Source organism: Spirosoma arcticum, assembly GCF_054779955.1.
This window is the reverse complement of the sequence record NZ_BAAGXG010000006.1, coordinates 396059-417466: the sequence shown is the minus strand read 5'-3', so window position 1 is coordinate 417466 and position 21408 is coordinate 396059. Positions and strand designations below refer to the sequence as shown.

Here is a 21408-nt window from a genome sequence, read left to right as displayed (position 1 = left end):
GCCTGTTTACCACATGGACGCAACCGTTCAGGCCACCATCATTTTACCCACCACCGCCGACCGGGGGCTGCTGCTCCCGCTTTCGGTAGCCAGCGTCCAGCGGCAGACTTTACAGGCGTTTGAGCTGTTCATTATCGGCGATGGCGTCGATGCCGAGACCCGCGCCGTTATTGGGGAGTTGGTGCGCGGGGATGCCCGCATCCGGTTCTTTGATCATCAGAAACATCCCCGCCGGGGCGAGGTCTACCGGCATGAGGCACTCCGGCAGGCGCGGGGTTATTTTGTTGCTTACCTCTGCGACCGTGATTTGTGGTTGCTCCATCACCTCGAAACACTGGCTCACCACCTCAAAACGGCATCTTTGGTAACCACCAACTATTATTTCGTCCGGCGCGATCAGCAGTTGGCGTTGCCGTATCTGCCCGTGGCACCCCGGCAAACGGTTAGGGGCATTCTGTCGGCGGCTGGTCACCGGCTCGATTTTTACCGCACGTTGCCCCACGGCTGGCGAACAACGCCTGCCAACCGCCCAACCGACTTGTACATGTGGGAGCAGATGCTGGCGCAGCCGAACTGCCGGGTCGAAGTAGCCTGGCAACCCACGCTGCTGTATTTTAAGCGGGACGATCACCCGGGTTGGCCGACCCACCGGCGCTTTGAGGAACTGACCCGCTGGGACGCCCTGCTTCGTTCCCCGAATGACCTGCAACCGGCTGTCAATCAGGCGATAGCCAATATCATGTATGAGCGTAACCGGTTCCGGGAGAGCTGGGTATTGGTCAAAGGTCGGCGACTGACAGAGCTGCCCGGTTGGTTTATCGGGAAACTTCGGCGTTGGCTAAACTGGTCAGCAGTTCCGAAAGGGGAGGAAAACGAGCCGACCGTTCCGACAAAATCGGTTCGCTGATACCCCACGGAATGCGCAGGGCCGGGTCGTTCCAGCGGCACCCTAAATTGTCGTCGTCCGCATAGTCGCAGTAGCTTTCAGAAACTGCCTGCAGGTGGATCGACGGCGTGTAAAAATACCAGCCGTGCAGCAGGCCAGCCGGGAAAATGAGCGCCTGTAGCTGAGTGCTAAACAGTTCGTAGAGCGCATACTGCCCAGCCGTTGGTGAGTCCTGACGGGCGTCGTACAGGCCCACTAAGCAATGGCCCTGAATCAGGCAGAAATACTCATCGTGCCGTTGGTGGATGTGCAGCCCCCGCAGCACACGAGGCTCCGAACGCACCAAACTCCACTGGGCGGGTGCAATACCGACTCCCCATTGCCGGGCAAACGTCTCGGTAAATGACCCCCGTTGATCGGAAATTTCGTTCAGTCGTCTCAATTCAACGCCGTCAAGAAGCGCCCCGGCGGTTAATTGAGAGACGGGCAAATTCAGGTTGTGATTCATAACTACACAGTTTCAAACGTAGAGGAAATAGCATCAATGAGTTTCGCTGACTAAGATATACTCGTTCATTTTCACCCGCATCTGTTCGCCCGCGCATTGAACGAGCACCTGGTCGGCCCGGAACGTTCGCACCTCAGCATAAGGGCTGCGCTGCGTGTAATAGTACAGGTTGTGGGTCAGCTCAAAAACGGAACGCTCAATCTGCTCAGTGACCACGTTCTCCGGAAACCACAAACGGAATTCCGAAGCTGGCGATTCTCAAAAAGAGACGCGTGTAAATGCCCACCCCCTGGACCAAAGCAATCGAATCGCAGTATTTCCTGGTCCTGCACAACAACCGAAGCGGCTGGTCCCCGGCCAATAGGTAATGCTTTCCAGAAGACGTCGATGAACGCCTGCTCCGTCAGGGGTATTCGGCACAAATCCCGGCGCACGCGCTGAAATTGCGCTGACCTCTCAAACGTACCGTACCGGTTACGACGCATCGCGTAGCGCCAACTGCCCGGTAATTGTCGAAAGGCGAACCGGGCCAAACGCTTAAGTAGTGTCTTCATGCGGAGTAGCTACTAAACGGTCGAACGAAACGGTGGTGTGAGGTAATAGGGCGAATGTAGTGCAAACCTAATCGTGGGTTCGCAGACAGGTCGTATTTTTTGATTTACCGTTCGCTCAACCGACGTTTCTTATTTCACAGCGGGCATCGACTCAGCCGTATTATCCACATAGTAAACAACCAACTAAGCGTCGAATGCCATGAAACCGAACACAGCAACAATCACCCGGCCTCTGGTCACCGCAGCCCTGCTGCTCACCCTATTTATCGGCCTGTCGTCCTGCGAGTCAACGGAGCCGGTAAAACCTAAATCGGCTTACGGGCCAATTGGACCGGCCGTCATTCCCGATACGCTGGTCGCTGATCCGCCGGTCGTTATCGTTGAGCAGCCATCGTCGGAAGTTCTGATACCCCGTCGATAGCTTCCCGCCACTGCCTATCCAGCTCGAATTCCTGCTCATTCTGTGACGGGCGGGAATTTGTGCTTCTGACCCAGTACACAGGCGATCCCAGTGGGGTGTTGCTGTTGCGGGTGAGTACAACCAAACAGGCAGTTTCCACTAACGGGTCCTATTTCGACTAAATGATTGGAATAGGGCCGTTTTTGTTAATACTTCGGGAGTTGCATTGATGAACGCTGACCATCTTATCCACACCCTTTTTCAACCTTAACCAAGTACGTCAATGCAACGGCTATCAACGACAGTGCTTTCTATGGCGCTAACGGTCTTCGTAACGGCCATTAGTCTGGCTCTGATTGCGGCCGCCTGGCTAATGACCAGCCAGTTTCTAAACGGCTCAACCCGTCCCCTCCTGCCGAAATGGCTCCTTATCGGCCTGCTGATGGCGGGCATTGGTCAGGCCACCGCTCAACCGGTTTCTACCGGCGCATTTGCCGTGGTTGAGGAACGGATACGTCAACCAAACGGTGAGGTAACTGTTTTACACACGGTCGCTACCGTTTTTGATACCCTCCCCCCACCGATTCGCAACAGTTCAAATTGGACTGTCTCCCCCCAACCAGCCCGGCTCAACAGCGAGCCATCAGCCAATGAACGGCCGGGGGATTTTCCGCCCGCCGGGTCAACTATGGTTACTGGCTTCTACATCATAGCTATTTCGCCCAATTCGCCGACGCATAAGCCGGGACCCAGGTGAAACAGCCCCCAACGGCCCGGCCGACTGCATGAGGTGTTCGGTCGTACTTTCCTGCGCGGCTGGGGTCAACAGACCCGGTCGTTTACCGGCTTCTATTGCCCAACCCCGTGAGTACGGTCACTTTCAGCAGTTGACCGTTTGCTCAAACGTGTCCCCACATTGCCCCAAAATTGATACAAATTGCCCCAAACGTGTGTTCCTCCCGGCAATAAAAATCCGACTCTTGTTTGGTGGAAACGAACCCGCTATTCCATTCATTCCATGTCAGTCTCCACACAAATCGACCCGGCCATTCCCGTAGCAGCTCGTCCTTCCCAACGTCGGGCAAAACAACTCGTTTTCTGGGGACTCTCGCTATTGTTGGTAGGGGGAAGTATTGGTCGCTCAAACTGGGCGACGCGGCTCGACGGCTTTACGCTGGACGAAGCCTATCACATCATGGCCGGGGCGTCGTATGCCAAAACCGGCTCGTTTCGCATTAACCCCGAACACCCACCGCTGACCAAATTAGCAGTGGGCGTGGTGGTGCTGGCCAACGGCTACAAACTGGCTCCGTTCAAACCCTTAGCCGACAAACGCGAGGAGCGCAAGTTTGCCGAAGAAGACGTTTACCAGAAAAACGACCCGGTAGCCGTGCAGCAGCAGGCAAGGTGGGCGATGTTTGCACTCAACGAGTTGCTGTTACTCCTGTTCACCGCGCTGCTTCGCCAAACGCTGGGGCCAACCGTGGCCTTGCTGACGCTGGCCTACTTAGTCATCGACCCCACTGTGGCGGCTCACCTGCCCGTGGTCATGACCGACCTGCCCGTTGCGCTGGCATCGGGGGCGGCCATGCTGGCGGCCGTGGTTGCATTTCGATCCTGGCGATGGGTCGATTTGTTGGTAGTAGCTGGTTGTCTGGGCCTGGCGTTGGCGGCCAAACACTCGGCCATCATTACGGTAGTGGGCGTGGGTCTGCTGGGCACGGTGCTGGCGGTAACTGGGCGGGGCAGGCTGACTGGACGCGCCCGGCGGCTGGGACTGGTGGCCGGTGTGCTGATGGGCGCGGTGATCGTATTGTGGGGTTTCTACGGGTTCCGATACCGGGACAGCCCGGCAGTGGGTGAGTTTTTTAACCGCCCGCTGGCCACCAAAATCGACGACATCCGCTCGGAGATACCCAAAACGCTGCTGCATGGACTGGCCGACGACCATCTGCTGCCCGCGTCGTACCTCTGGGGGCTGGCTGACACCTTCCGGGCGGGCGTTGAGGGCCGGGCGGGTACCGCTTTTGCGTTCGGCACCGCGTATCTGGGCCGTGCTCCTTTCTATTACGCGCCCGGTATCTGGTCCGTCAAACTCCCCATCGGGCTGTTGCTGCTCACCCTGACCGGACTTGTCCTGCTGTTGCTACGAAAATTACCCCGCTCGTCGGCGTTGCCACTGGCTGGGCTGGGCCTGCTGGCGGGACTATTCTGGCTGGCCTTAGCCACCGGGTCGACCTACGGCGGGGTACGTCACGCCCTATCGTTGCTGCCCCTGCTGGCTGTGTTGGGTGCGCTGGCCGTAACAACCGCCTGGGCGAGTGGGTCGGTGTGGTTCAGGGTTCCAATTGCGCTGGCGGGTGTTGCGGGTTTAGCGATGGCCGGTCCGGTGGTGCGCCCCTGGGAGTATTTTAATGAACTGGCGGGTGGGTCGACCAACAGCTACCGGTATTTCGACGACGAGGGCGTTGATTTATGCCAGCGGTCAGGTGAGCTTATTGGGTACTACAAAAAACACCTCGAACCGACGGGTGAGGTGCCGTTTATCTGGTACGGAATGCGACGCGCCGAAAAGGAACGCTACAAACTGCACTGGGTAAACGAGTTTCCCGATAAAGACAGCATTCGTTATGTGTCGAGCTACTTAGCGGGAACGTTCTTTATGCCCACGACGGCCCTGGTGCCTAATCTTTACGACAAAGAAGACCAGTTAGCCGTGTTTCGCCGGGCCAAACCAGTGGCCCGCCTGGGCAATCTGCTGGTGTATCGGGGGCGCTTCTACCTGCCCCACGACCGGGCTTACTGGATGATGGGTAAGGGTTACCGCGCTCTGTATGGCCCCGGCAAGATTGACTCGACCGTAGCGGTACGGTATCTGGCAGCCGGTATCGCGCTATACCCAAACGTGTTTTCGGTTCATTGGGATTTGGGCAACCTGTACGTCCGGCGTGGTGACCGCCAGAAAGCCATCCGATCCTTTGAACTGGCCCGTACCTACTGTCTGGAGGAGACCCTGAAGCCCATGCTGACTGCCCATATTAACCGGCTCCGGACGGGCGACATCCGCCGGATACCCGTCCTGAGGAACCCTAAAACGGAGTAATCCCAGCGTATCAACCAACATACTTCCATAAAACCGAATGAAACCAGTTTTCCTCCTATTCACGCTGCTGCTCGTGGCCCTTTCCGCAACGGCCCAGACTACTCCCGTCACAACCGATTCGATAGCGCTGAGCAACGCCATGCTGTACTACCACGCCTACGGCACCGGTACGCCCATCGTCATCCTGAGTGGCGGGCCGGGCATCAGTGCCTTTCAGGAATCGGACGTAGCTGAAAACCTCGGCAAAACCTACCGGACCGTTCTGTTCGAGCAGCGCGGTACGGGCCGCTCGTGGACCAGGCCCCTCGACAAGACAACCATCAATCTCGCTACGGCCATCGACGATCTCGACCAACTGCGTAAGCGATTAGGCGTGGATAAGCTGAACTTGTACGGTCATTCGTGGGGGGGTATGCTGGCATCAGCCTACGCGGCTAAGCATCCCGACCGGGTGAATTCGCTGCTTTTGGTGGGAGCTGGCGAAGCAAACGTACAACGCTATTTTATTACCGAAGCCAATATGAAGCTGCGACGGGCACCCTTCGCCGATAGCCTGAAGTATTGGTCTGATTCGGTCAACGTTCAGCGCGACCGGCAGCGGGCGGCACTGGAACGCCGTCGGCTGGGCCGTATGCCCTACTTCTACAACACCAAAAAAATTGACCAGTACGGCCTGCAGGTTAGCAAAGGGGTGATGAATCAGAAAATGGGCGACCTGATGTGGAGCGATCTGTTTCGCTCCCGCTTCAACCTCGATAGCACGTTATCGGCCTACAAAGGTCCCGTGCTGCTTGTTTTCGGCTGGCAGGATGCCATTGGTGCCGCCACCTTTTACCCGTATAAGCAAACGCTGCCCCAAGCCGAGGTGCAGGGCATTAACTTCTGCGGTCACTTCCCGAATCTGGAGCAACCCGAAAATTTTTTCGACATTGTCAACGACTTTTTGGGCCGACATATACCCAAACCCAAAACCCGGCCCTGAGGGTAGTCAGGAAGCATGCACTGGCCATTAGGTATTACGATCAACGTATCTCTCAGTTTATCAAATGAAATTGCATTCCCTCCCGGCCCGTTTGCTCATTGGGTCAGCCCTGCTCGTGTCCGCAGCCGCGTTTAGTCAGTCGCCCACGGGTATCTCGGCACGGCGACCCGATGCCCGTGACTCCTTGTCAATTGCTCCACCGGGGCCGGTGCTGCTGGCCAATGGCAACCTGATCGACGTGGAAACGGGCCGGGTGCGTGAGAGCGTGAGTATGCTGATCGAGAACGGACTAATTCGGAAGATTGGCAAGAATTTAGCTGTGCCAGCCGGAGCGACCATCGTGGATGCGCGGGGTAAATGGTTGCTGCCGGGCCTCATCGACAGCCACATTCATCTGTTTCAGTCGGGTGGTCTTTATACCCGGCCCGATGGGTTTAACCTGACCAAATACCGGCCTTACGAGACCGAGCGGCAGTGGTTGCGCGACAACATGAGCGATTTGCTGCGCCGGTATTTAGCCTGCGGTATCACGACGGTCATCGACGTGGGCGGGCCGATGTATCAGTTTCCGTACCGCGACCGCTTCAACCAGCAATACACCAGCCCCCAGATTCTGCTGACCGGCCCGCTGATTTCAACCTACCAGCCCGACGAGTTTAAGATTGATGATTCGCCGATTATCAAAGCCAACACGCCCGACGAAGCCCGCGAACAGGTGCAAAAGCAGTTGCCTTACAAGCCCGATTTCATCAAAATCTGGTACATCGTGCGGGGCGTGGGCGGGAGCGAAGAAACGCAGGCGATGGTGAAAGCGGCCATTGACGAAAGCCACAAACACGGGCTAAAAGTGGCCATTCACACCCAGGAACTGCTGGCCGCCAAATTAGGCGTGAAATTCGGCGCGGACTATTTAGTACACAGCCCCGAAGATGGTTTGGTAGACGACGAATTGATTGCGCTGATGAAAAGCCGAAACGTCAGCTATTGTCCCACGATGGTTGTCCCCAGTGGCTACGACGGCTTTTTCACAGATAGCCGCAAGCTGACGGCCTACGAGCTGACGCGGGCCAACCCCTACGTGCTGGGTACTTTGTACGATATGAAGCACCTGCCCGAACCCGCCATGCAGAAACGATTCAGCGGATTTCTGACCAGCGCGGCCTTCCAGAAACAACGCAGCCGCAGCGATTCCATCGTGCGGGCCAACCTGAGTCGGGTCTGGAAAGCAGGCGTGAACGTCGTGACGGGCACCGACGCGGGCAACCCCGGCACCTTCCACGGTACGTCGTACATGGATGAGTTACGGGCAATGCAAACCGCGGGCCTGACCAACGCCGACCTGCTGCGGGCATCGACGATCAACGCAGCCCGGATTTTGGGTAAGGAAAACCGGATTGGGAGTCTGGTCGAAGGCAAACAGGCCAACGTGCTGGTGCTGCCGCAAAACCCGCTGGCCGACCTGAGTACGCTGACCCGCATCGAGACGATTATTAACCGGGGCTTCGTCATGACCCCGGCGCAACTGCTGCCCGACACGCCCGCCGACCTCGCGCAGCGGCAACTGAACGCCTACAACGCCCGCGACATCGACGCCTTTCTGGAACCCTACGCCGACGACGTGGAACTTTATGATATGCCCGAAAAGCTCATTGGTAAAGGCAAAGACGCCATGCGGAAACAATACGCCGGGATGTTTACCCGAACGCCCGTGCTTCACTGTGAATTAGTGAACCGGATGGTGGTAAACAACACCGTCATCGACCACGAGCGCGTCACGTTTGCGGCCGATAAAGCCCCGACGGAGGCCGTGGCCATCTACAAAATTGAAAACGGCAAAATCAAGAAAGTGTATTTTACCCGGTAAGGAGTTACCCGGTGAGAATCCAATGAATTAGCCCGATCACGGTAAGATAGTAAGTTGCGTACTCTCCTGTTCAACTTCCATTTTTCTAAACTAAACCCTGCTTTCCATGAAAACGCTTGCTCTTCTTTCGATCATGGCCCTGCTGGTCGGGACGCGCCCGGCTGCCAACCCGGCCAATCCAGCCCCTACAGCCACCGCCTGCAAAATGCTCGATGGCAAAGACCGGCCGGTTCCCTGTGAGTTCAGGATCAACACGGTCTTTTTTTTGGGCAAGAACAACGAGGTGCTGGCCAAGAGTACGGACAATGCTTTCGTCGGTGGGCCGTCCATCGTGCTGCCCGCAAGTAAGGCTGTCAGCAGCAAGGACATCGGCTCAAACGGTGTCGCGTTTTTTTATAACGTCTCGGTCGATTTTACGCGGATCAACACGCCCTTGCCTTCGGCTTCGACCCCGGCTTATACGTTGAGCAAGTCTACCGTTCAGGACCCAATTTCGCCGGGCGAAACCAGCCCGATCAACAGTGCAATCAAGGTCAGCCCCAACCTGCCTCCGCCCGGCATCCGGCCCAACCGGGTCGCGTTTACGCTGCAATTGAACTACGAAAAGTTGAATAAATCCGTGGTGGCACCGATTCAACTAATTCAGATTGAGAACCCGATTACGTTCGGCAAGTTGTCGAAGCTGCACCATTACCGTGACCGGGCCGAAGCATGGCGCACGTTACAACTGTCGGTCAATGCTCAAAAATAACCTACCCCCCCGACAGCCATGCGACGATTAACCACTTATCTGTACGCGCTTTTGGCCATGATTGCCGGTGTGTGGGCGCGTCCGGCAGTTGCTCAACAACCGGTCTCCTCAACAATCACTCCCGTCGAAGCCCAACGCCTTGAACCAGGCAATCCTATTGAGCGCGAACTGAAAGCCGGGGAAACCCACCGCTACACCGTCGCGCTTACCGAAGGACAGTTTCTGGATGCCGCCGTCAACCAGCGCGGCATTGATGTGATGGTGCGTGTGGTTGGCCCCAGTAGTTTAACCGTGGCCGAAATTGACTCGCCCAACGGCGATCAGGGCGACGAACTCATCGGACTCGAAGCTAAAGCCACCGGAACGTACCGGATTGACGTTAGCTCGCTCGAAAAAGACGCCAGGCCGGGCCGCTACGAAGTCCGCGTTAACGCCGTGCTCTCTCCCGAAGCTTATGCAGCACGGGTGGCCGAAGCGCTCCGCAAACAACAGGCCGTGATTAGCTGGCTGAAAACCAATGCTATTCCGTTGAAAACGGTGGAAGCGGGCAACGGCTTTGCCGATTTACAGCCACTCAAGAAAACGCTCAGAGACGTGCGCTTCGTCGGTCTGGGGGAAGCCACGCACGGCACCCGCGAGTTTTTTCAGGTCAAGCACCGGCTGCTGGAATTTCTGGTGTGTGAGATGGGCTACCGCGTGTTTGCCCTCGAAGGGAGCTATTCGGCCCTGCAAGTCATCAACGACTACGTGATGGGCCGGATGGACGACGGCACCAAAGCCCTCGACGGGCAGGGCTTCGCGGTTTGGAACACGGAAGAAGTGCGGGCCATGCTCGATTGGGCACGGGCCTACAACGCAGGTGTTACGGCCGGAAAACGGGTTAAATTCATTGGCTTTGATATGCAGGTGAACAAGCCTGGCAAAGAACGGCTGCGGGCTTACTTGAGACAAACTGCCCCTGACCGGGCGACCCGGACGGACTCACTGCTGGCGATTGACGAAGAGAATTTATTCAGCACAGCCTTCACGCAACAGCAGACCGACGCGGGCAAAGCAGCCGGAGCAAAACTAAACTTGCTGAAAATTCCCTACAACGACCTGTACACCTTTTTAGAGTCGAACCGGACCGCGCTGGTGGCTAAATCGTCCGAAGCCGACTATGAGCAGATGCACGAGTACGCCCGGATGCTGGTGCAGTTCATCGACATGGCCATACCAGCCGACTCCCGGCAGGGACCGGCCATCCGCGACCGCTACATGGCCGAGAACTTCACCCGATTGGTCAATCAGCAACCAGCCAGTACGCGGGTGGTGGTGTGGGCGCATAACAGCCACATTGCCACGGACGACAATGGTTCGTTCGTGCCCATTGGTGCGTATCTGCGAAAATCCTATGGTCCAGACTATTATGCACTTGGCCTTGTCTATAATCAGGGATCATTTCAGGCGTCGGGTACTGTAGACGTATCAGCCAAACGGGTTATGCGGCAGTTCACGGTCAAACCAGCACCGGCTGGCTCGGCAGACTGGTATTTGGCCCAGACCGGCATAGACAAGTTTGTAATTGATTTTCGGGCGGGGCAACAAAACGGGGATGTTCGCCATTGGCTGACGACTCCGCAGCCTGTGTGGGGGGGCGTTGGCTGGTATTTCAAGCCGGAATACGAAGCCAGTATGTTTCAGAGAACTGCCCCAATAAGCAAGCTCTACGACGGGCTGTTGTTCATCGAAACCACTACGCGGGCGCGGCCTAACCCATCGGTAAAAAGCGACCTGCGGGGCGATAAATAGTCACCGCTTTGTCAGTTAAGCAGTGATTGGAATGACCATTGACCTTTTACTTCAACCGAATGCTCCCCACGCTTACACCACGCCTTTCGTTACTTCTCCTGCTGGCCTTAATCGCCCTGTCGTGGTGGAGCGTTTACCTGACCCGGCCACCGCAGGCGAAACCTGCCATGGCTCCGCCAACCGAGTTTTCGGCGGAGCGGGCTATGCAGCACATTCGACAGATCGCCCGCGAACCCCATGCAATGGGCACACCCGGCCACGCCCGCGTGCGGACCTACCTGATCAATACGCTCCGTTCGCTTGGGCTTGACCCGCAGGTGCAGGAAGCGACGGTTGTGGGTCAGCCGACCAACCCTCAATCGCCAAGCCCATCCGGCGCGATGCTGGGGCTGGCTTCGCGGGTCGGGTATACCTATAACGTCATGGCCCGGCTCCGGGGAAAGCAACCGGGCAATGCTCAGCCAGGAAAGGCCAGGCCACGAAAGGCGCTGCTGCTGGTGGCGCACTACGACTCGCAACCCAACGCGCTCGGCGCGGCCGACGACGGCGCGGGCGTAGCGGCCATTCTGGAAGCGGTGCGGGCCATGCGGCAGGGGCCGTCCCTGCAACACGACGTTATCCTGCTTTTCACCGACGGGGAGGAATACGGGCTGTTTGGGGCGTCGGCGTTTCTGCGCCATCCGTGGGCGAAGGACGTAGGTTTCGTTATTAACCTCGAAGCGCGGGGCAACAGCGGACCCAGCCAGATTTTCGAAACCAACCCCCAAAATGGCTGGGTCGTCGAGCAGGTAGCGCGGGCCGTTCCGCACCCAATGGCTTCGTCGCTCGCTTACGAGATCTACAAACAGTTACCCAACAGTACCGATTTTACCGTTTTCCGCGACGCGGGTTATGCGGGCGTCAACGCGGCCTTTATCGACGGCTTTGTCCACTACCACAAACTAACCGACTCACCCGACAACCTCAACCCGAACAGCGTTCAGCACCAGGGCGAGAACCTGCTGGCCCTGGCCCGGCACGTCGGCAACGCCCCGCTCGACGCAGTCAGAGCACCAGACAAGGTATTTTTCAACGGGGCGGGCCACTGGTTAGTCTCCTATCCAATGGTTCTGAACTGGCTCTGGATGGTCCTGCTGACGGGGGCGTTCATAGCTGCGTTTGTCGTTGGCTTTCGGCAGAAGAAGTTAACGGCCGGGCAGGTAATCGGCGGAATGGCGCTGTCCTTTGGGATGCTTCTGCTGATTGGCGGCTTTTGTCTGCTCGTCAATCTGGGCATTACGCGGGCCTTGCCCCTAACGCATACGTTCATCAACGGCACCTACGGCTCGGCGCAGTTTTTCGTGGCCTATGCGTTGCTGACGGGGGGGCTGTTTGGGCTGCTGGTTCGGCTGGCGCTGCGCTGGCTGAGACCGCTGTCGCTGATTATGGGAGCCTGCGGGTTGGTGTACGGGCTGACGCTCACGTTGTTTATTCTGCTCCCGGCGGGGGTGTATCTGCTGCTGTTCCCCCTGCTCGGCGCGTTGATTGGGCTGCTGGTGGTGCTGTGGCAAACGAGCCGACAGAACGAAGCACGGCCCATGTATGCCCTGCTCCTGTTAATAGCCGCCCTGCCGACGTTGTTTGTCATCCTGCCCATAGTGCAGTCGCTGTTCGTTACGTTCGACCTGCTGCTGTCGGTTGTACCAATGCTGCTGTTGAGCCTGACTCTCCTCGTACTGCTGCCACTCTGGCTGCTGATTGAGGCCGGACTCAGGTTCAGCGGACTACGGTGGCAAAGGGTGGCCGTGCTACCCCTGCTGGCCTTGCTTCTTGGTGGGATTTTTGCCGTGACGGCCATCCGAAACGAAGCCCCGACCGCCGGGCAGCCCCTGCACAGCCACGTTTCGTATTTTATGAATGCTGATACGAAACGGGCCGTCTGGGCCTCATTTGGACTCTTAGAGACCGATGACTGGAACCGGCAGTTCTTTCCGAAACCAACGACGGGCAAACTGACGGAAATTCACCCGCAGACCCAGCCTGCCGATGGGCGAACGTACCTCAAAAACCCGGCCCCTTCCCTGCCGGATCTTCCGCCCGTCGCCAGAATTATCTCCGACAGGACAACCGGCTCAGGTCGGCGGCTGACCCTCGAACTCTGGTCGCCCCGCGGAGCCGCTCATCTGGACCTTATGCTGTTCCCCGGTCAGGCGGGCAACGTCCGGGCCGTTCGCGTGAATGGCGAGTCGGTGTCCGTCAAGGCGCAGCAAACCACCAGCGGTCCGGCAATCGACCTGTTGCTTTTTGGTCTGCCCGTCAGCAAAAAAGTTCAGTTAACGCTTGATATACCGGTGGGTAATTCGCTCCGACTGCTGCTGTCTGACCAGTCCATTGGCCTGCCACCTGACTTAATAACCATACCCCGACCGGCGTACGTCGTGCCGGAGCAGGGCCGCATGAGTAACCTGACAGTCGTCGGAAAAACGTACCAGTTCTGACATCAGAAACCGTTTATCGCCCGTCAATGAAAAACACCCTGACCGCCATTCAACACAGCCACGCCAGACGGCTGATTTTTGGCCTTATCCTGCTTTCCCTCGCCGGGCCGGTTGGCGGATTGGCGCAGGACACCACCCGATTATGGAGCCGCCCGAACGTACTGAAAACGAACCTGCTGGCTCCAGTCTCGGTGTTCTACGAACGCGCCCTGACGCGCCGGTTCGCGCTTCGGCTCAGTGCGCGGGCGTTGAAGCTACCCCGTGGTACGTTTAACGAGCAGACGTTCATAAACGCTACCGTTGAGGGTAAATTTTACACCGCCCGACTGGTCAACCTAACGGCAAAGGGCCACCCAACCGGCTTTTTCGTCAATCCGTACCTAAAGGCCCGGTCGCTGCGGGTAAACGACCATGTGCGTATCAACCCGGATGTTTTTGAGAAAGAAACCATAAAATCGGTTGGCTTCGGCGTAACAATTGGCTACCAGTGGGTGAGCCGCCGGGGGTTTGTGGTCGAGATTTTTCACGGATTTGGTGGGATGCCAGCCGTTCTTAGCCGTTACCGTCGGTTGGAGAGCGATGGCACAGTAACGACCCGATCAACCAACGACTACCTGAAGATGGACTGGCGCGCCGGGGTTAGTTTGGGCTACGCCTTCTAAGTTCACCCGGCTTTATCAATCCATATCTACTTCCTCTCCACTATAATTCACCACTGCTCAAAAATGCGCTACCCGTCCTTTCCCTCATCCTCCTGATACCGTTGGCCGCATCGGCCCTAATTCACAACCCGGCTACCCAGGGAGTATAACAGGGCCATTTCCCGCCCGGCAAAACAGACGACTAATTCGAATGGCAACTACTTTCTAAATCAATCCTGTCTCATGAAAACAATCCTGCTCTTCTCCATTCTCGCGGCTCTGTGTAGCCTGAATTTCACCCCAATTACCGTCCCCACTGCGGCCCCGCCTGTGCCGATTCTCTGCAAAATGAGCAATGGTCAGAATCGGCCATTTCCCTGCGAGTTTCAGATTGTGACGATGTTCATTCTGGGCAAAAACAACGAAATAGTCGGTAAGATCACGCCCACGAGTACGAGCGTCAAGCTGCCCAGAAGTAAGGCAGTCAAAATGATTCCGTCGTCGGGTGGTGAATCGTACTTCTACAACGTATCGCTCGATTTCAAGCGCATCAACACCCCCAGCTTCTCGCCCAAGCCAAGCCCTCTTCCAGGTCCTAAACCGTTGGCAGGCTTCTACCAGATCGGTACGTCAACGGTTACCAGTCCAATATCACCGGGCGAAGTAAAGGTTGTTAAAACCGTTAACGTCGCTCCTAATTTACCGGAGCCGGGCATCCGGCCCAAACGGGTCGCGTTTACGCTGCAACTAAATTACACGACCGGCAGCGGAGCCACCATTGTTGCACCGGTTCAGTACGTCGAGATCAGGAATCCCATCACCTTCACCAAATTTCCGAATAACATTAACCTGTACCGCGACCGGGCCGAGGCACATATCGTGTTCAGCACATCGGTCGATATGACGAAATGAGTATGGCAGTCCGGCTCTCCCGACTAACACCGGGCGGGCATGTCCGGCTACATCTGTAGTTAACCATCCACTTTATCTCCATAAATCCAGTGCAAACAAATCAGGCACCGTTTCAGAAGGAAAAACTCAGGCAAAAAGCCTTGTTGACCGTCACCTTTTTGCTTGCCGGACTGACCCTCCCGCCTTCGTTCGGGCAGGCCCACCAGGCTACCGGTTCGCGGTCCAGCGTACTCGACGTGGGCGTCCGACTACAGAAGTCGGTCAGTTTCTACACTGAGAATGGCGTGACGGCGCAGTACACCAACCAGAAACTGGCTAAGCAGCGGCTGTATTTCGGACTGAGTTACGTCACCTCGCGGCTGGGTACGGCGCTGAATTCCAACGCCATCAGGCAGGATAACGTGTTCGTGTCGGCGTCGTATTATTTCCGACCGAAATGGCTGATTCGTCCAGTCGTCAGGGCGAACGTCGGTTATTTCATTGCTGATTATGGCGACGTCCTGTTCAATGAACTGCCCCACTCATCGCTGCTGGCGTCGCCTGAACTGGGTTTGTGTTTTTGTCCCAATTTTCCGCTCAAAATCAATGCGTCCGTTGGCTACAACGTCTTTTCGGGTGACGGAACATCGGGGCCGGGCACACTATACCCCGTCTTTGTGCAAACGAGCCTCACCTGGAACGTATTGAGAAAATCAAGAAACTGACATGAAAACCCTGATAACGCTACTAACCATCGTCAGCCTGGGATTGGCCTGCTCGTCGGAACCCGATATTACGCCGGACATGCTCGATGGAGGGACACTGTTCGACCCGTCGCTCTATAACCCGGAAAAGTACCTCGTCTCCAGAGCCACTCCTAACCCGACGCCGGAGCAGGCCCGCCGACCCATTATCATTGCCTGTCACGGCTACAGCGCCACTACATTTGAGTGGGACGAGTTTCGTACCTGGGCCAACGGCCGCACCGATTTCCGGCTATCGCAGGTGCTGCTCGGCGGGCACGGCCGCAATTACGAAGAGTTCAAAAAGTCGACCTGGCGGGACTGGCAGGCCGCCATCGTCGCCGAGTACGACGCGCTTGTCAGCGCGGGCTATCAGAACATCAGTCTGTTGGGGTCTTCGACCAGTGGAGCCCTATTGCTGGAGTTAATGGCTTCCGGGTATTTCGCGAACCGGACCGCCCCGCGCAACCTGCTGCTGGTCGACCCCATCGTGATTCCGTCCTATAAATCATTATCATTGGTCAAGTTGCTCGGCCCCATGCTGGGCTACATCGAAACGGATCAGTCGGCGGAGGAAGACAAAGTGTACTACCGGTTTCGGCCCCAGGAGACGTTGCAGGAACTGCAAAGCCTGCTCACCGTTGTGCGTAAAAATCTGGAGAAGGGCGTAAGGCTGCCCCGGAACTGCGCCCTGAAGGTGTACAAGTCGAAGAAGGATTCATCGGCCGATCCGGTCAGCGCGGTCCTGATCTACAAAGGTGTTAAAACGGTCGATGGTCAGCCCGTTACCGTTCAACTAATCGACTCAGACCTGCACGTCTACACCCGGCTGCAACTGCGGGACGGGGTTACGACGAAGGATCGGGAGAACCAGACAGCCGCCTTTACCGACATCGCGGCCCGCGTGTTGCGGTGAGCGTTGCCTGAGTCGTGCAACGGACGGCCACCCGCGTCTCCGGCATCTGGACTGATGAAGTTGCGAAAGAGATTCCGGTTAGCTGGCAGGCCTGCGTACCGACGCCGAATCGAGTTAACCGACCACGTGAATTCAGTTGGCTGAAGTTGTATTTTAACGTGAACCACTCTGGTACGTATCCGCTACGTTTCTACGTCCAAGATTCGGTTTGTGGCTGCGCGAAAGAAGGCGGGTTGCGTTCCGGCCGGGCAACGTTTGCCATGCAACGTTTTCAAACGCATTTGTAACGTGCGCAAACATCAGTTTGGAGGGCATCGGCTTGTTTTGTCCATCGTTTCCGACCCCACTTTTTCATCTGAAGAATAGGTAGCAAACGGAACGTATCTCAAACCATTAACCAATCACGGTCATGAAAAAAGCCTCACCCTTTCCGCTTGGTCTCCTCGCCTTAGTCGCCCTGTCATTTACTAACCCGCCCAATCTGCTGGTGGGACGCTGGCAGCAAATGTTTAAAGGAGCAACCGCGTTGCTTGTCTTTCGAGCCGACAACACGTACGATATTTTCGTCAATGGCAAAACTTTTGTCAGTGGTCAGTACACAGTTCGGCAGGACACCTTCGCGCTATCTGATCCTGCCTGCAACGCTGCTTATTACGGCACCTACAAACTGAGCTTTTACGCGCCGGACTCGGTCCGGTTTACGACCCTTGCCGATACGTGCAGGCCTCGCAACGGTGCTTTCCATAACTTCACGGCGGGCCGGTTAAAAGCAGCTAAGCCATAAGTTGACATCAAAGCGTTCGTTCACGACTAATCAATCACAACACAACTACCATGAAAAAAACCTTTCTATTTCCGATCATTCTCCTTGCCTCAGTCGCTGTCTCATTTGTTAATCCACCCGGTTCGCTGGTGGGACGCTGGCAACAAAAGGTAAGGGGTGCCACAGCGTTGCTTGCCTTCCGGGCCGACAATACATTCGACATCTTCGTCAACGGTAAATTATTCACCAGCGGGCAGTATACTATCCGGCAGGATACCTTCGCGCTTGCCGACCCTGGTTGCAACCCGGCTTACTACGGCACCTACAAACTCGGCTTTTTCGCCCCTGATTCGGTCCGGTTCGTCACGGTTCAGGATACCTGCAAACCGCGCAACCGTGACATGCACAACTTTACGGCGGGCCGATGGTCCGCCGGTGCAGTCAATCCAGCCAAGCCATGAAAACGTATGCCTGCTTTCTGACCGCAATTATGGCCTTTGTCGGGATCGGTGCAACGTTCGTGACGGACGAACCGACCGACAAAGCCGCCTTAGGCAAACGCCTGTTTTTCGACCCGATTCTGTCGCGCAACCGCACGATTAGCTGCGCCAGTTGCCACCGGGAAGAGTTTGCCTTTGCCGATTCGTCGGCGCTCAGTTTGGGGGTATTTGGCCGTACGGGAAAACGCAATACACCCTCGGCCATGAACGTGCTGTTGCAGGCCAGTTTCTTTTGGGACGGGCGGGCCAAAACGCTGGAAGAACAGGCGCTGATTCCCATCGTCAATCCCGACGAAATGGACTTGCCCATCGACGTTGCCCTCAAACGCCTGAACCAGAGCCGGACGTACCGGACTGAGTTCGGGCGCGTGTTTGGCGAATTACCCAGCAAAAGCAACCTGGCAACGGCACTCGCCGAGTTTCAGCGAACGCTCGAAACGAATGAGTCGCCGTTGGACGACTGGCGGATGAACGACAACGAAGCCGCCGTGAGTGAGTCGGCCAAGCGGGGTTTTGCCCTGTTCAACGGCAAAGCCAACTGCGTACAGTGTCACTTCGGAGCCAACTTCAATAATTCGGACTTCCGCAACATCGGCCTGTTCAACGGCACGACGCTGGCCGACAGTGGCCGGGCGGTTGTTACCAAACGGGCCGCTGATGTGGGTAAATTCAAGATTGGCCCCCTGCGCAACATAGCCCTGACGGCCCCCTACATGCACAACGGGATGTTTAAAACGCTCGCTCAGGTCATTGATTATTACGATGACCCGGACAAAGTCGTACCCAACGCGCTCAACCGCGACCCGCTGTTAGCCAAACCGCTGGGATTAACGATACAGGAAAAGCTGGACTTAGAAAGTTTCCTGCGCTCCCTGACGGATAAACGCTTTCTACTGGCGAAAGGCCCGCAGAAGCCGTAACCGAACGACCAGCAAAACCTGCCCTCCTCCATTATTTTTCCCATTGGCGGCCCGCTTACCCCAAAAGTGGGACAACCTGCCCCAAATCTGATACGGATACGCTGCGTAAAACCCGACTATTGTCTGCCCTTACCAAACTACGTATGTCCATGTCGGCATTTTCTCTTTACGCCTGACGCCTGCATCAGTGACCCAACAATTCGGTTGATGCACCTTCGGAGCAGTTGGTACTGCCAGACTCTGACTAAGCACCCCGGCTGGCGGGGTTAATCAGTCATTCGTCGGCGAGCGTTCTGCACCCGCTGACGGATGACTGATTTTTAACGGATGAACAAATAATAAAAAATCTGTAGCCAGCGCACTCCTTTTTCACGACTAACGAACAACCCTGAAACGCAAATCTTTTTCAATCATGAACACCTTATCCAGCCTTTACGTAGTCAACCAGTTCACTCAAAAGATCGCCCCGACGGTGCCGCCGGAAGTGCAGCAATTGGTCGACCAGTTCGGTAATCAGACGGGCCAATTAGTCGACAACTTTGCTTATTATGGCTTATTAGTTGCGGGCCTGCTATCCGCAATCGCTTTGCTATTCAGCAGCCTGCTGCTCATCCTGCGCTATCCATTACGGAAACCCGTTCAGCCGGAGTTACGGCTTATTCATTCCGCCCCACTGCACTGGCAGCCGAAACGCCCCGTCGAAAGCTGCATTGCCCGAACCAACCGCGCCGAGCTTCGGATGGTATCGGCCCGGATTCGGGCGGGGCAGCTCAGTAATTAACTCGACTGTCAGTACACTCCGCTCAACAAAATGACCCCATTCACCCTCCAGACCGACCGGCTGACGCTGACGCCTTTTGCCGAAGCTGATCGGGCCGAACTACACACCTTATTTGTCGACCCGGACGTCCGGCGTTACCTCATGGACGACATGATTGTGGAACAGAGCTGGACACTTGACGTGGTCGAGAAGAGCACCGTCATGTTCCGTGACCTCGGCTACGGTTTATGGGCCGTTCGGGAAACTGGTCAACGGCCCATCATCGGCTTTTGCGGCTACTGGCGGTTCGAACACCTCAAACACCCCCTACAACTGATGTACGGGTTACTGCCCGCCTGGTGGAGCAAGGGATTAGCCACCGAAGCTGCCCGCGCCGGACTCAACTACGGATTTGATACGGTGGGCTTCACCGAGATTATTGCCGCTACCGACCCACCCAACCTGGCGTCGGTGCGGGTGATGGAGCGATTAGGTATGACACATCTGGAAACCGACGATGCCACGGTGTATTACCGGACTTCACGCTAATCGTAGTAAATATTTTAGAGAACATCAATGGTAGTAAATGGCCTGTTCATCTGTCATGCGCATACAGCAATACCTTCCCTGCCAGGCTTTAACGCCCTACATCAGATGTTTTTGGGAAATAAGGCACAATCTACCGCCCGGCCAAACCATCGCGGTACCCTTTAGCTGCACGGGTCGGTCGCACTTCGTTTTCTGTCTGGAAAGCCCCTTTCAATGCTACCAGCAGACGAGCAGCCCCATGAATATTTACGAAAGTACCGTGTTTGGTATGTTTAGCACACCCTACACAAAGTATTTCAGTGGGCCAACACTGGGCATCGTCATCGATTTTACGCCTACCGGCCTGCAAACCCTATGGCAGCTGCCCGTTCATGAAATTACTGACCAGAGTCTGGACCTGACGGCGGTGATTACTACGGAAGTCCGGGAGTTGACCGACCAGATGCGCGAAGTTCGTTCCACAGCCCAGCGGTTTGCCCTGCTGGAGGGGTTTTTGCTCCGGCGACTGGCCCAGGCCAATCGGGCCAATCAACTGCGCACTGATGGCCGTATTGAAGCGGCCGTTGACTACATGCAGCGTCAGCCCGCTCGGGTAAACCTGCAACAGCTGGCCCATCAGCTCAATACCTCCGAACGAACCTTTCGTCGGCGCTTTAGCGAAGTGGTGGGCGTCTCGCCCAAGTATTACATCAGGATGCAGCGCTTCATCCATACCCGGCGCCGGCTGGAGCAGCAAACCAGGCTGAACTGGACAGCCATTCTATCCTCAACCGGGTACTACGATCAGGCCCACCTAATTAATGAGTTCAGGCATTTTACCGGTTCATCGCCCCGGATCTACGAAAGCGAGGCCGCCGGTCTGCACGATGCCCTTTACGAATAGGAATTGAGCAAGCGGTCCTAAATGGCCGTTTTTTCCAATACTTTGGCGTAGAGACGCCTGATCTTTGTCTGCGTAAAACCTTATCTGTTAATCAATTCATCTAATCTCATGAAATCATTCATTCTGTTTTTGCTCCTCGGTGGAGCGGCATCCTTGTCTGGTGTTCACGCGCAAAATTCGCTGGCGAACACCGCCTGGCAGGGTCAGGCCAATGTGCCGGATGAAGCCACCATTATTCTGCATTTCAAGGCCGACAGTGCCTACATGTACATCTACCCTGATATGTACCTGGGGGAAACGATGGTATACACAGCAAAAGCCGATACGCTCACGCTGAGAAAGACGAGCGGCAACAGCCCGTGCGACACGCAGGGAATTGGAACGCTTCAGTTTGCGCTAAAAAATGACACTATGATACTCAGGCCCATTACCGATGATTGCCGGGATCGTAAAGCCGCCTGGATCGACAAGCCCTTCAAGAAAGTAGCCATCCCGGTCAAGTGATTGCCTAAACCCTTACTCCTAA

The 21408-nt window shown here is 56.3% G+C and carries 22 protein-coding genes; 20 read left to right on the top strand and 2 right to left on the bottom strand.

Annotated elements, in window-relative coordinates; all coding sequences use genetic code 11:
- Window positions 1-13: 13 nt before the first annotated feature.
- A complete protein-coding gene (locus ACYVHB_RS16260) occupies window positions 14-907 on the top strand; it encodes a glycosyltransferase family A protein (protein WP_461052816.1) in 894 nt (297 codons plus the stop codon).
- On the opposite strand, the gene ACYVHB_RS16255 is transcribed toward ACYVHB_RS16260, so the two are convergent.
- Window positions 816-1394 carry a dTDP-4-dehydrorhamnose 3,5-epimerase family protein gene (locus tag ACYVHB_RS16255; RefSeq protein ID WP_461052815.1) on the bottom strand — a complete coding sequence of 193 codons (579 nt, stop codon included), beginning with the start codon at window positions 1392-1394 and terminating at the stop codon, window positions 816-818. The genes ACYVHB_RS16260 and ACYVHB_RS16255 overlap by 92 nt on opposite strands.
- A gap of 176 nt (window positions 1395-1570) precedes the next feature.
- Window positions 1571-1948 carry a hypothetical protein gene (locus ACYVHB_RS16250; RefSeq protein ID WP_461052814.1) on the bottom strand — a complete coding sequence of 126 codons (378 nt, stop codon included), beginning with the start codon at window positions 1946-1948 and terminating at the stop codon, window positions 1571-1573.
- 199 nt (window positions 1949-2147) lie between these two features.
- Between ACYVHB_RS16250 and ACYVHB_RS16245 the strand changes: the two genes are divergently transcribed.
- The 19 genes from ACYVHB_RS16245 to ACYVHB_RS16155 all read left to right on the top strand — a co-directional run bounded on the left by ACYVHB_RS16245 (window position 2148) and on the right by ACYVHB_RS16155 (window position 21386).
- Window positions 2148-2369, top strand: coding sequence for a hypothetical protein (locus ACYVHB_RS16245; RefSeq protein ID WP_461052813.1), 222 nt, complete (start codon window positions 2148-2150; stop codon window positions 2367-2369).
- Between the two features lie 262 nt (window positions 2370-2631).
- A complete protein-coding gene (locus ACYVHB_RS16240) occupies window positions 2632-3105 on the top strand; it encodes a hypothetical protein (protein WP_461052812.1) in 474 nt (157 codons plus the stop codon).
- 261 nt (window positions 3106-3366) lie between these two features.
- Window positions 3367-5451 carry a phospholipid carrier-dependent glycosyltransferase gene (locus ACYVHB_RS16235; RefSeq protein ID WP_461052811.1) on the top strand — a complete coding sequence of 695 codons (2085 nt, stop codon included), beginning with the start codon at window positions 3367-3369 and terminating at the stop codon, window positions 5449-5451.
- Window positions 5452-5488: 37 nt separating this feature from the next.
- Entirely contained in the window at window positions 5489-6433 is a 945-nt protein-coding gene (locus ACYVHB_RS16230; RefSeq protein WP_461052810.1) for an alpha/beta fold hydrolase, read from the top strand.
- 64 nt (window positions 6434-6497) lie between these two features.
- Window positions 6498-8297, top strand: a complete 1800-nt coding sequence (locus ACYVHB_RS16225) for an amidohydrolase family protein (RefSeq protein ID WP_461052809.1) — start codon at window positions 6498-6500, stop codon at window positions 8295-8297.
- Window positions 8298-8403: 106 nt separating this feature from the next.
- On the top strand, window positions 8404-9048 hold the full coding sequence (locus ACYVHB_RS16220) for a hypothetical protein (protein WP_461052808.1): 645 nt from the start codon (window positions 8404-8406) through the stop codon (window positions 9046-9048).
- An 18-nt stretch (window positions 9049-9066) separates the two neighbouring features.
- Window positions 9067-10839: an erythromycin esterase family protein gene (locus tag ACYVHB_RS16215; protein ID WP_461052807.1), complete on the top strand. Its 1773-nt coding sequence runs from the start codon at window positions 9067-9069 to the stop codon at window positions 10837-10839.
- Window positions 10840-10898: 59 nt separating this feature from the next.
- Window positions 10899-13316: a M20/M25/M40 family metallo-hydrolase gene (locus ACYVHB_RS16210; protein WP_461052806.1), complete on the top strand. Its 2418-nt coding sequence runs from the start codon at window positions 10899-10901 to the stop codon at window positions 13314-13316.
- Window positions 13317-13342: 26 nt separating this feature from the next.
- Entirely contained in the window at window positions 13343-13978 is a 636-nt protein-coding gene (locus ACYVHB_RS16205; protein ID WP_461052805.1) for a DUF3575 domain-containing protein, read from the top strand.
- A gap of 222 nt (window positions 13979-14200) precedes the next feature.
- Window positions 14201-14869, top strand: a complete 669-nt coding sequence (locus tag ACYVHB_RS16200; RefSeq protein ID WP_461052804.1) for a hypothetical protein — start codon at window positions 14201-14203, stop codon at window positions 14867-14869.
- 89 nt (window positions 14870-14958) lie between these two features.
- Window positions 14959-15573, top strand: coding sequence for a hypothetical protein (locus tag ACYVHB_RS16195; RefSeq protein WP_461052803.1), 615 nt, complete (start codon window positions 14959-14961; stop codon window positions 15571-15573).
- Window position 15574: 1 nt separating this feature from the next.
- A complete protein-coding gene (locus ACYVHB_RS16190) occupies window positions 15575-16507 on the top strand; it encodes an alpha/beta hydrolase (RefSeq protein ID WP_461052802.1) in 933 nt (310 codons plus the stop codon).
- A 409-nt stretch (window positions 16508-16916) separates the two neighbouring features.
- Window positions 16917-17291, top strand: a complete 375-nt coding sequence (locus ACYVHB_RS16185) for a hypothetical protein (RefSeq protein WP_461052801.1) — start codon at window positions 16917-16919, stop codon at window positions 17289-17291.
- Window positions 17292-17341: 50 nt separating this feature from the next.
- On the top strand, window positions 17342-17731 hold the full coding sequence (locus ACYVHB_RS16180) for a hypothetical protein (protein ID WP_461052800.1): 390 nt from the start codon (window positions 17342-17344) through the stop codon (window positions 17729-17731).
- A complete protein-coding gene (locus tag ACYVHB_RS16175) occupies window positions 17728-18690 on the top strand; it encodes a cytochrome-c peroxidase (RefSeq protein ID WP_461052799.1) in 963 nt (320 codons plus the stop codon). The genes ACYVHB_RS16180 and ACYVHB_RS16175 overlap by 4 nt, the downstream gene beginning before the upstream one ends.
- A gap of 412 nt (window positions 18691-19102) precedes the next feature.
- Window positions 19103-19471 (top strand): hypothetical protein, encoded by a 369-nt coding sequence (locus tag ACYVHB_RS16170; RefSeq protein WP_461052798.1) that lies wholly within the window; start codon window positions 19103-19105, stop codon window positions 19469-19471.
- 30 nt (window positions 19472-19501) lie between these two features.
- Window positions 19502-19999 carry a GNAT family N-acetyltransferase gene (locus tag ACYVHB_RS16165; RefSeq protein ID WP_461052797.1) on the top strand — a complete coding sequence of 166 codons (498 nt, stop codon included), beginning with the start codon at window positions 19502-19504 and terminating at the stop codon, window positions 19997-19999.
- 37 nt (window positions 20000-20036) lie between these two features.
- Window positions 20037-20882 carry a helix-turn-helix domain-containing protein gene (locus ACYVHB_RS16160; RefSeq protein ID WP_461052796.1) on the top strand — a complete coding sequence of 282 codons (846 nt, stop codon included), beginning with the start codon at window positions 20037-20039 and terminating at the stop codon, window positions 20880-20882.
- Window positions 20883-20990: 108 nt separating this feature from the next.
- Window positions 20991-21386, top strand: coding sequence for a hypothetical protein (locus ACYVHB_RS16155; RefSeq protein ID WP_461052795.1), 396 nt, complete (start codon window positions 20991-20993; stop codon window positions 21384-21386).
- Window positions 21387-21408 lie beyond the last annotated feature (22 nt).

Excerpts from the sequence above, each read along its gene's own strand:
- ACYVHB_RS16260 (WP_461052816.1), top strand. The coding sequence starts at position 14 with ATGGACGCAACCGTTCAGGCCACCATCATTTTACCCACCACCGCCGAC.
- ACYVHB_RS16255 (WP_461052815.1), bottom strand. The coding sequence starts at position 1,394 with ATGAATCACAACCTGAATTTGCCCGTCTCTCAATTAACCGCCGGGGCG.
- ACYVHB_RS16250 (WP_461052814.1), bottom strand. The coding sequence starts at position 1,948 with ATGAAGACACTACTTAAGCGTTTGGCCCGGTTCGCCTTTCGACAATTA.
- ACYVHB_RS16245 (WP_461052813.1), top strand. The coding sequence starts at position 2,148 with ATGAAACCGAACACAGCAACAATCACCCGGCCTCTGGTCACCGCAGCC.
- ACYVHB_RS16240 (WP_461052812.1), top strand. The coding sequence starts at position 2,632 with ATGCAACGGCTATCAACGACAGTGCTTTCTATGGCGCTAACGGTCTTC.
- ACYVHB_RS16235 (WP_461052811.1), top strand. The coding sequence starts at position 3,367 with ATGTCAGTCTCCACACAAATCGACCCGGCCATTCCCGTAGCAGCTCGT.
- ACYVHB_RS16230 (WP_461052810.1), top strand. The coding sequence starts at position 5,489 with ATGAAACCAGTTTTCCTCCTATTCACGCTGCTGCTCGTGGCCCTTTCC.
- ACYVHB_RS16225 (WP_461052809.1), top strand. The coding sequence starts at position 6,498 with ATGAAATTGCATTCCCTCCCGGCCCGTTTGCTCATTGGGTCAGCCCTG.
- ACYVHB_RS16220 (WP_461052808.1), top strand. The coding sequence starts at position 8,404 with ATGAAAACGCTTGCTCTTCTTTCGATCATGGCCCTGCTGGTCGGGACG.
- ACYVHB_RS16215 (WP_461052807.1), top strand. The coding sequence starts at position 9,067 with ATGCGACGATTAACCACTTATCTGTACGCGCTTTTGGCCATGATTGCC.
- ACYVHB_RS16210 (WP_461052806.1), top strand. The coding sequence starts at position 10,899 with ATGCTCCCCACGCTTACACCACGCCTTTCGTTACTTCTCCTGCTGGCC.
- ACYVHB_RS16205 (WP_461052805.1), top strand. The coding sequence starts at position 13,343 with ATGAAAAACACCCTGACCGCCATTCAACACAGCCACGCCAGACGGCTG.
- ACYVHB_RS16200 (WP_461052804.1), top strand. The coding sequence starts at position 14,201 with ATGAAAACAATCCTGCTCTTCTCCATTCTCGCGGCTCTGTGTAGCCTG.
- ACYVHB_RS16190 (WP_461052802.1), top strand. The coding sequence starts at position 15,575 with ATGAAAACCCTGATAACGCTACTAACCATCGTCAGCCTGGGATTGGCC.
- ACYVHB_RS16185 (WP_461052801.1), top strand. The coding sequence starts at position 16,917 with ATGAAAAAAGCCTCACCCTTTCCGCTTGGTCTCCTCGCCTTAGTCGCC.
- ACYVHB_RS16180 (WP_461052800.1), top strand. The coding sequence starts at position 17,342 with ATGAAAAAAACCTTTCTATTTCCGATCATTCTCCTTGCCTCAGTCGCT.
- ACYVHB_RS16175 (WP_461052799.1), top strand. The coding sequence starts at position 17,728 with ATGAAAACGTATGCCTGCTTTCTGACCGCAATTATGGCCTTTGTCGGG.
- ACYVHB_RS16170 (WP_461052798.1), top strand. The coding sequence starts at position 19,103 with ATGAACACCTTATCCAGCCTTTACGTAGTCAACCAGTTCACTCAAAAG.
- ACYVHB_RS16165 (WP_461052797.1), top strand. The coding sequence starts at position 19,502 with ATGACCCCATTCACCCTCCAGACCGACCGGCTGACGCTGACGCCTTTT.
- ACYVHB_RS16160 (WP_461052796.1), top strand. The coding sequence starts at position 20,037 with ATGGCCTGTTCATCTGTCATGCGCATACAGCAATACCTTCCCTGCCAG.
- ACYVHB_RS16155 (WP_461052795.1), top strand. The coding sequence starts at position 20,991 with ATGAAATCATTCATTCTGTTTTTGCTCCTCGGTGGAGCGGCATCCTTG.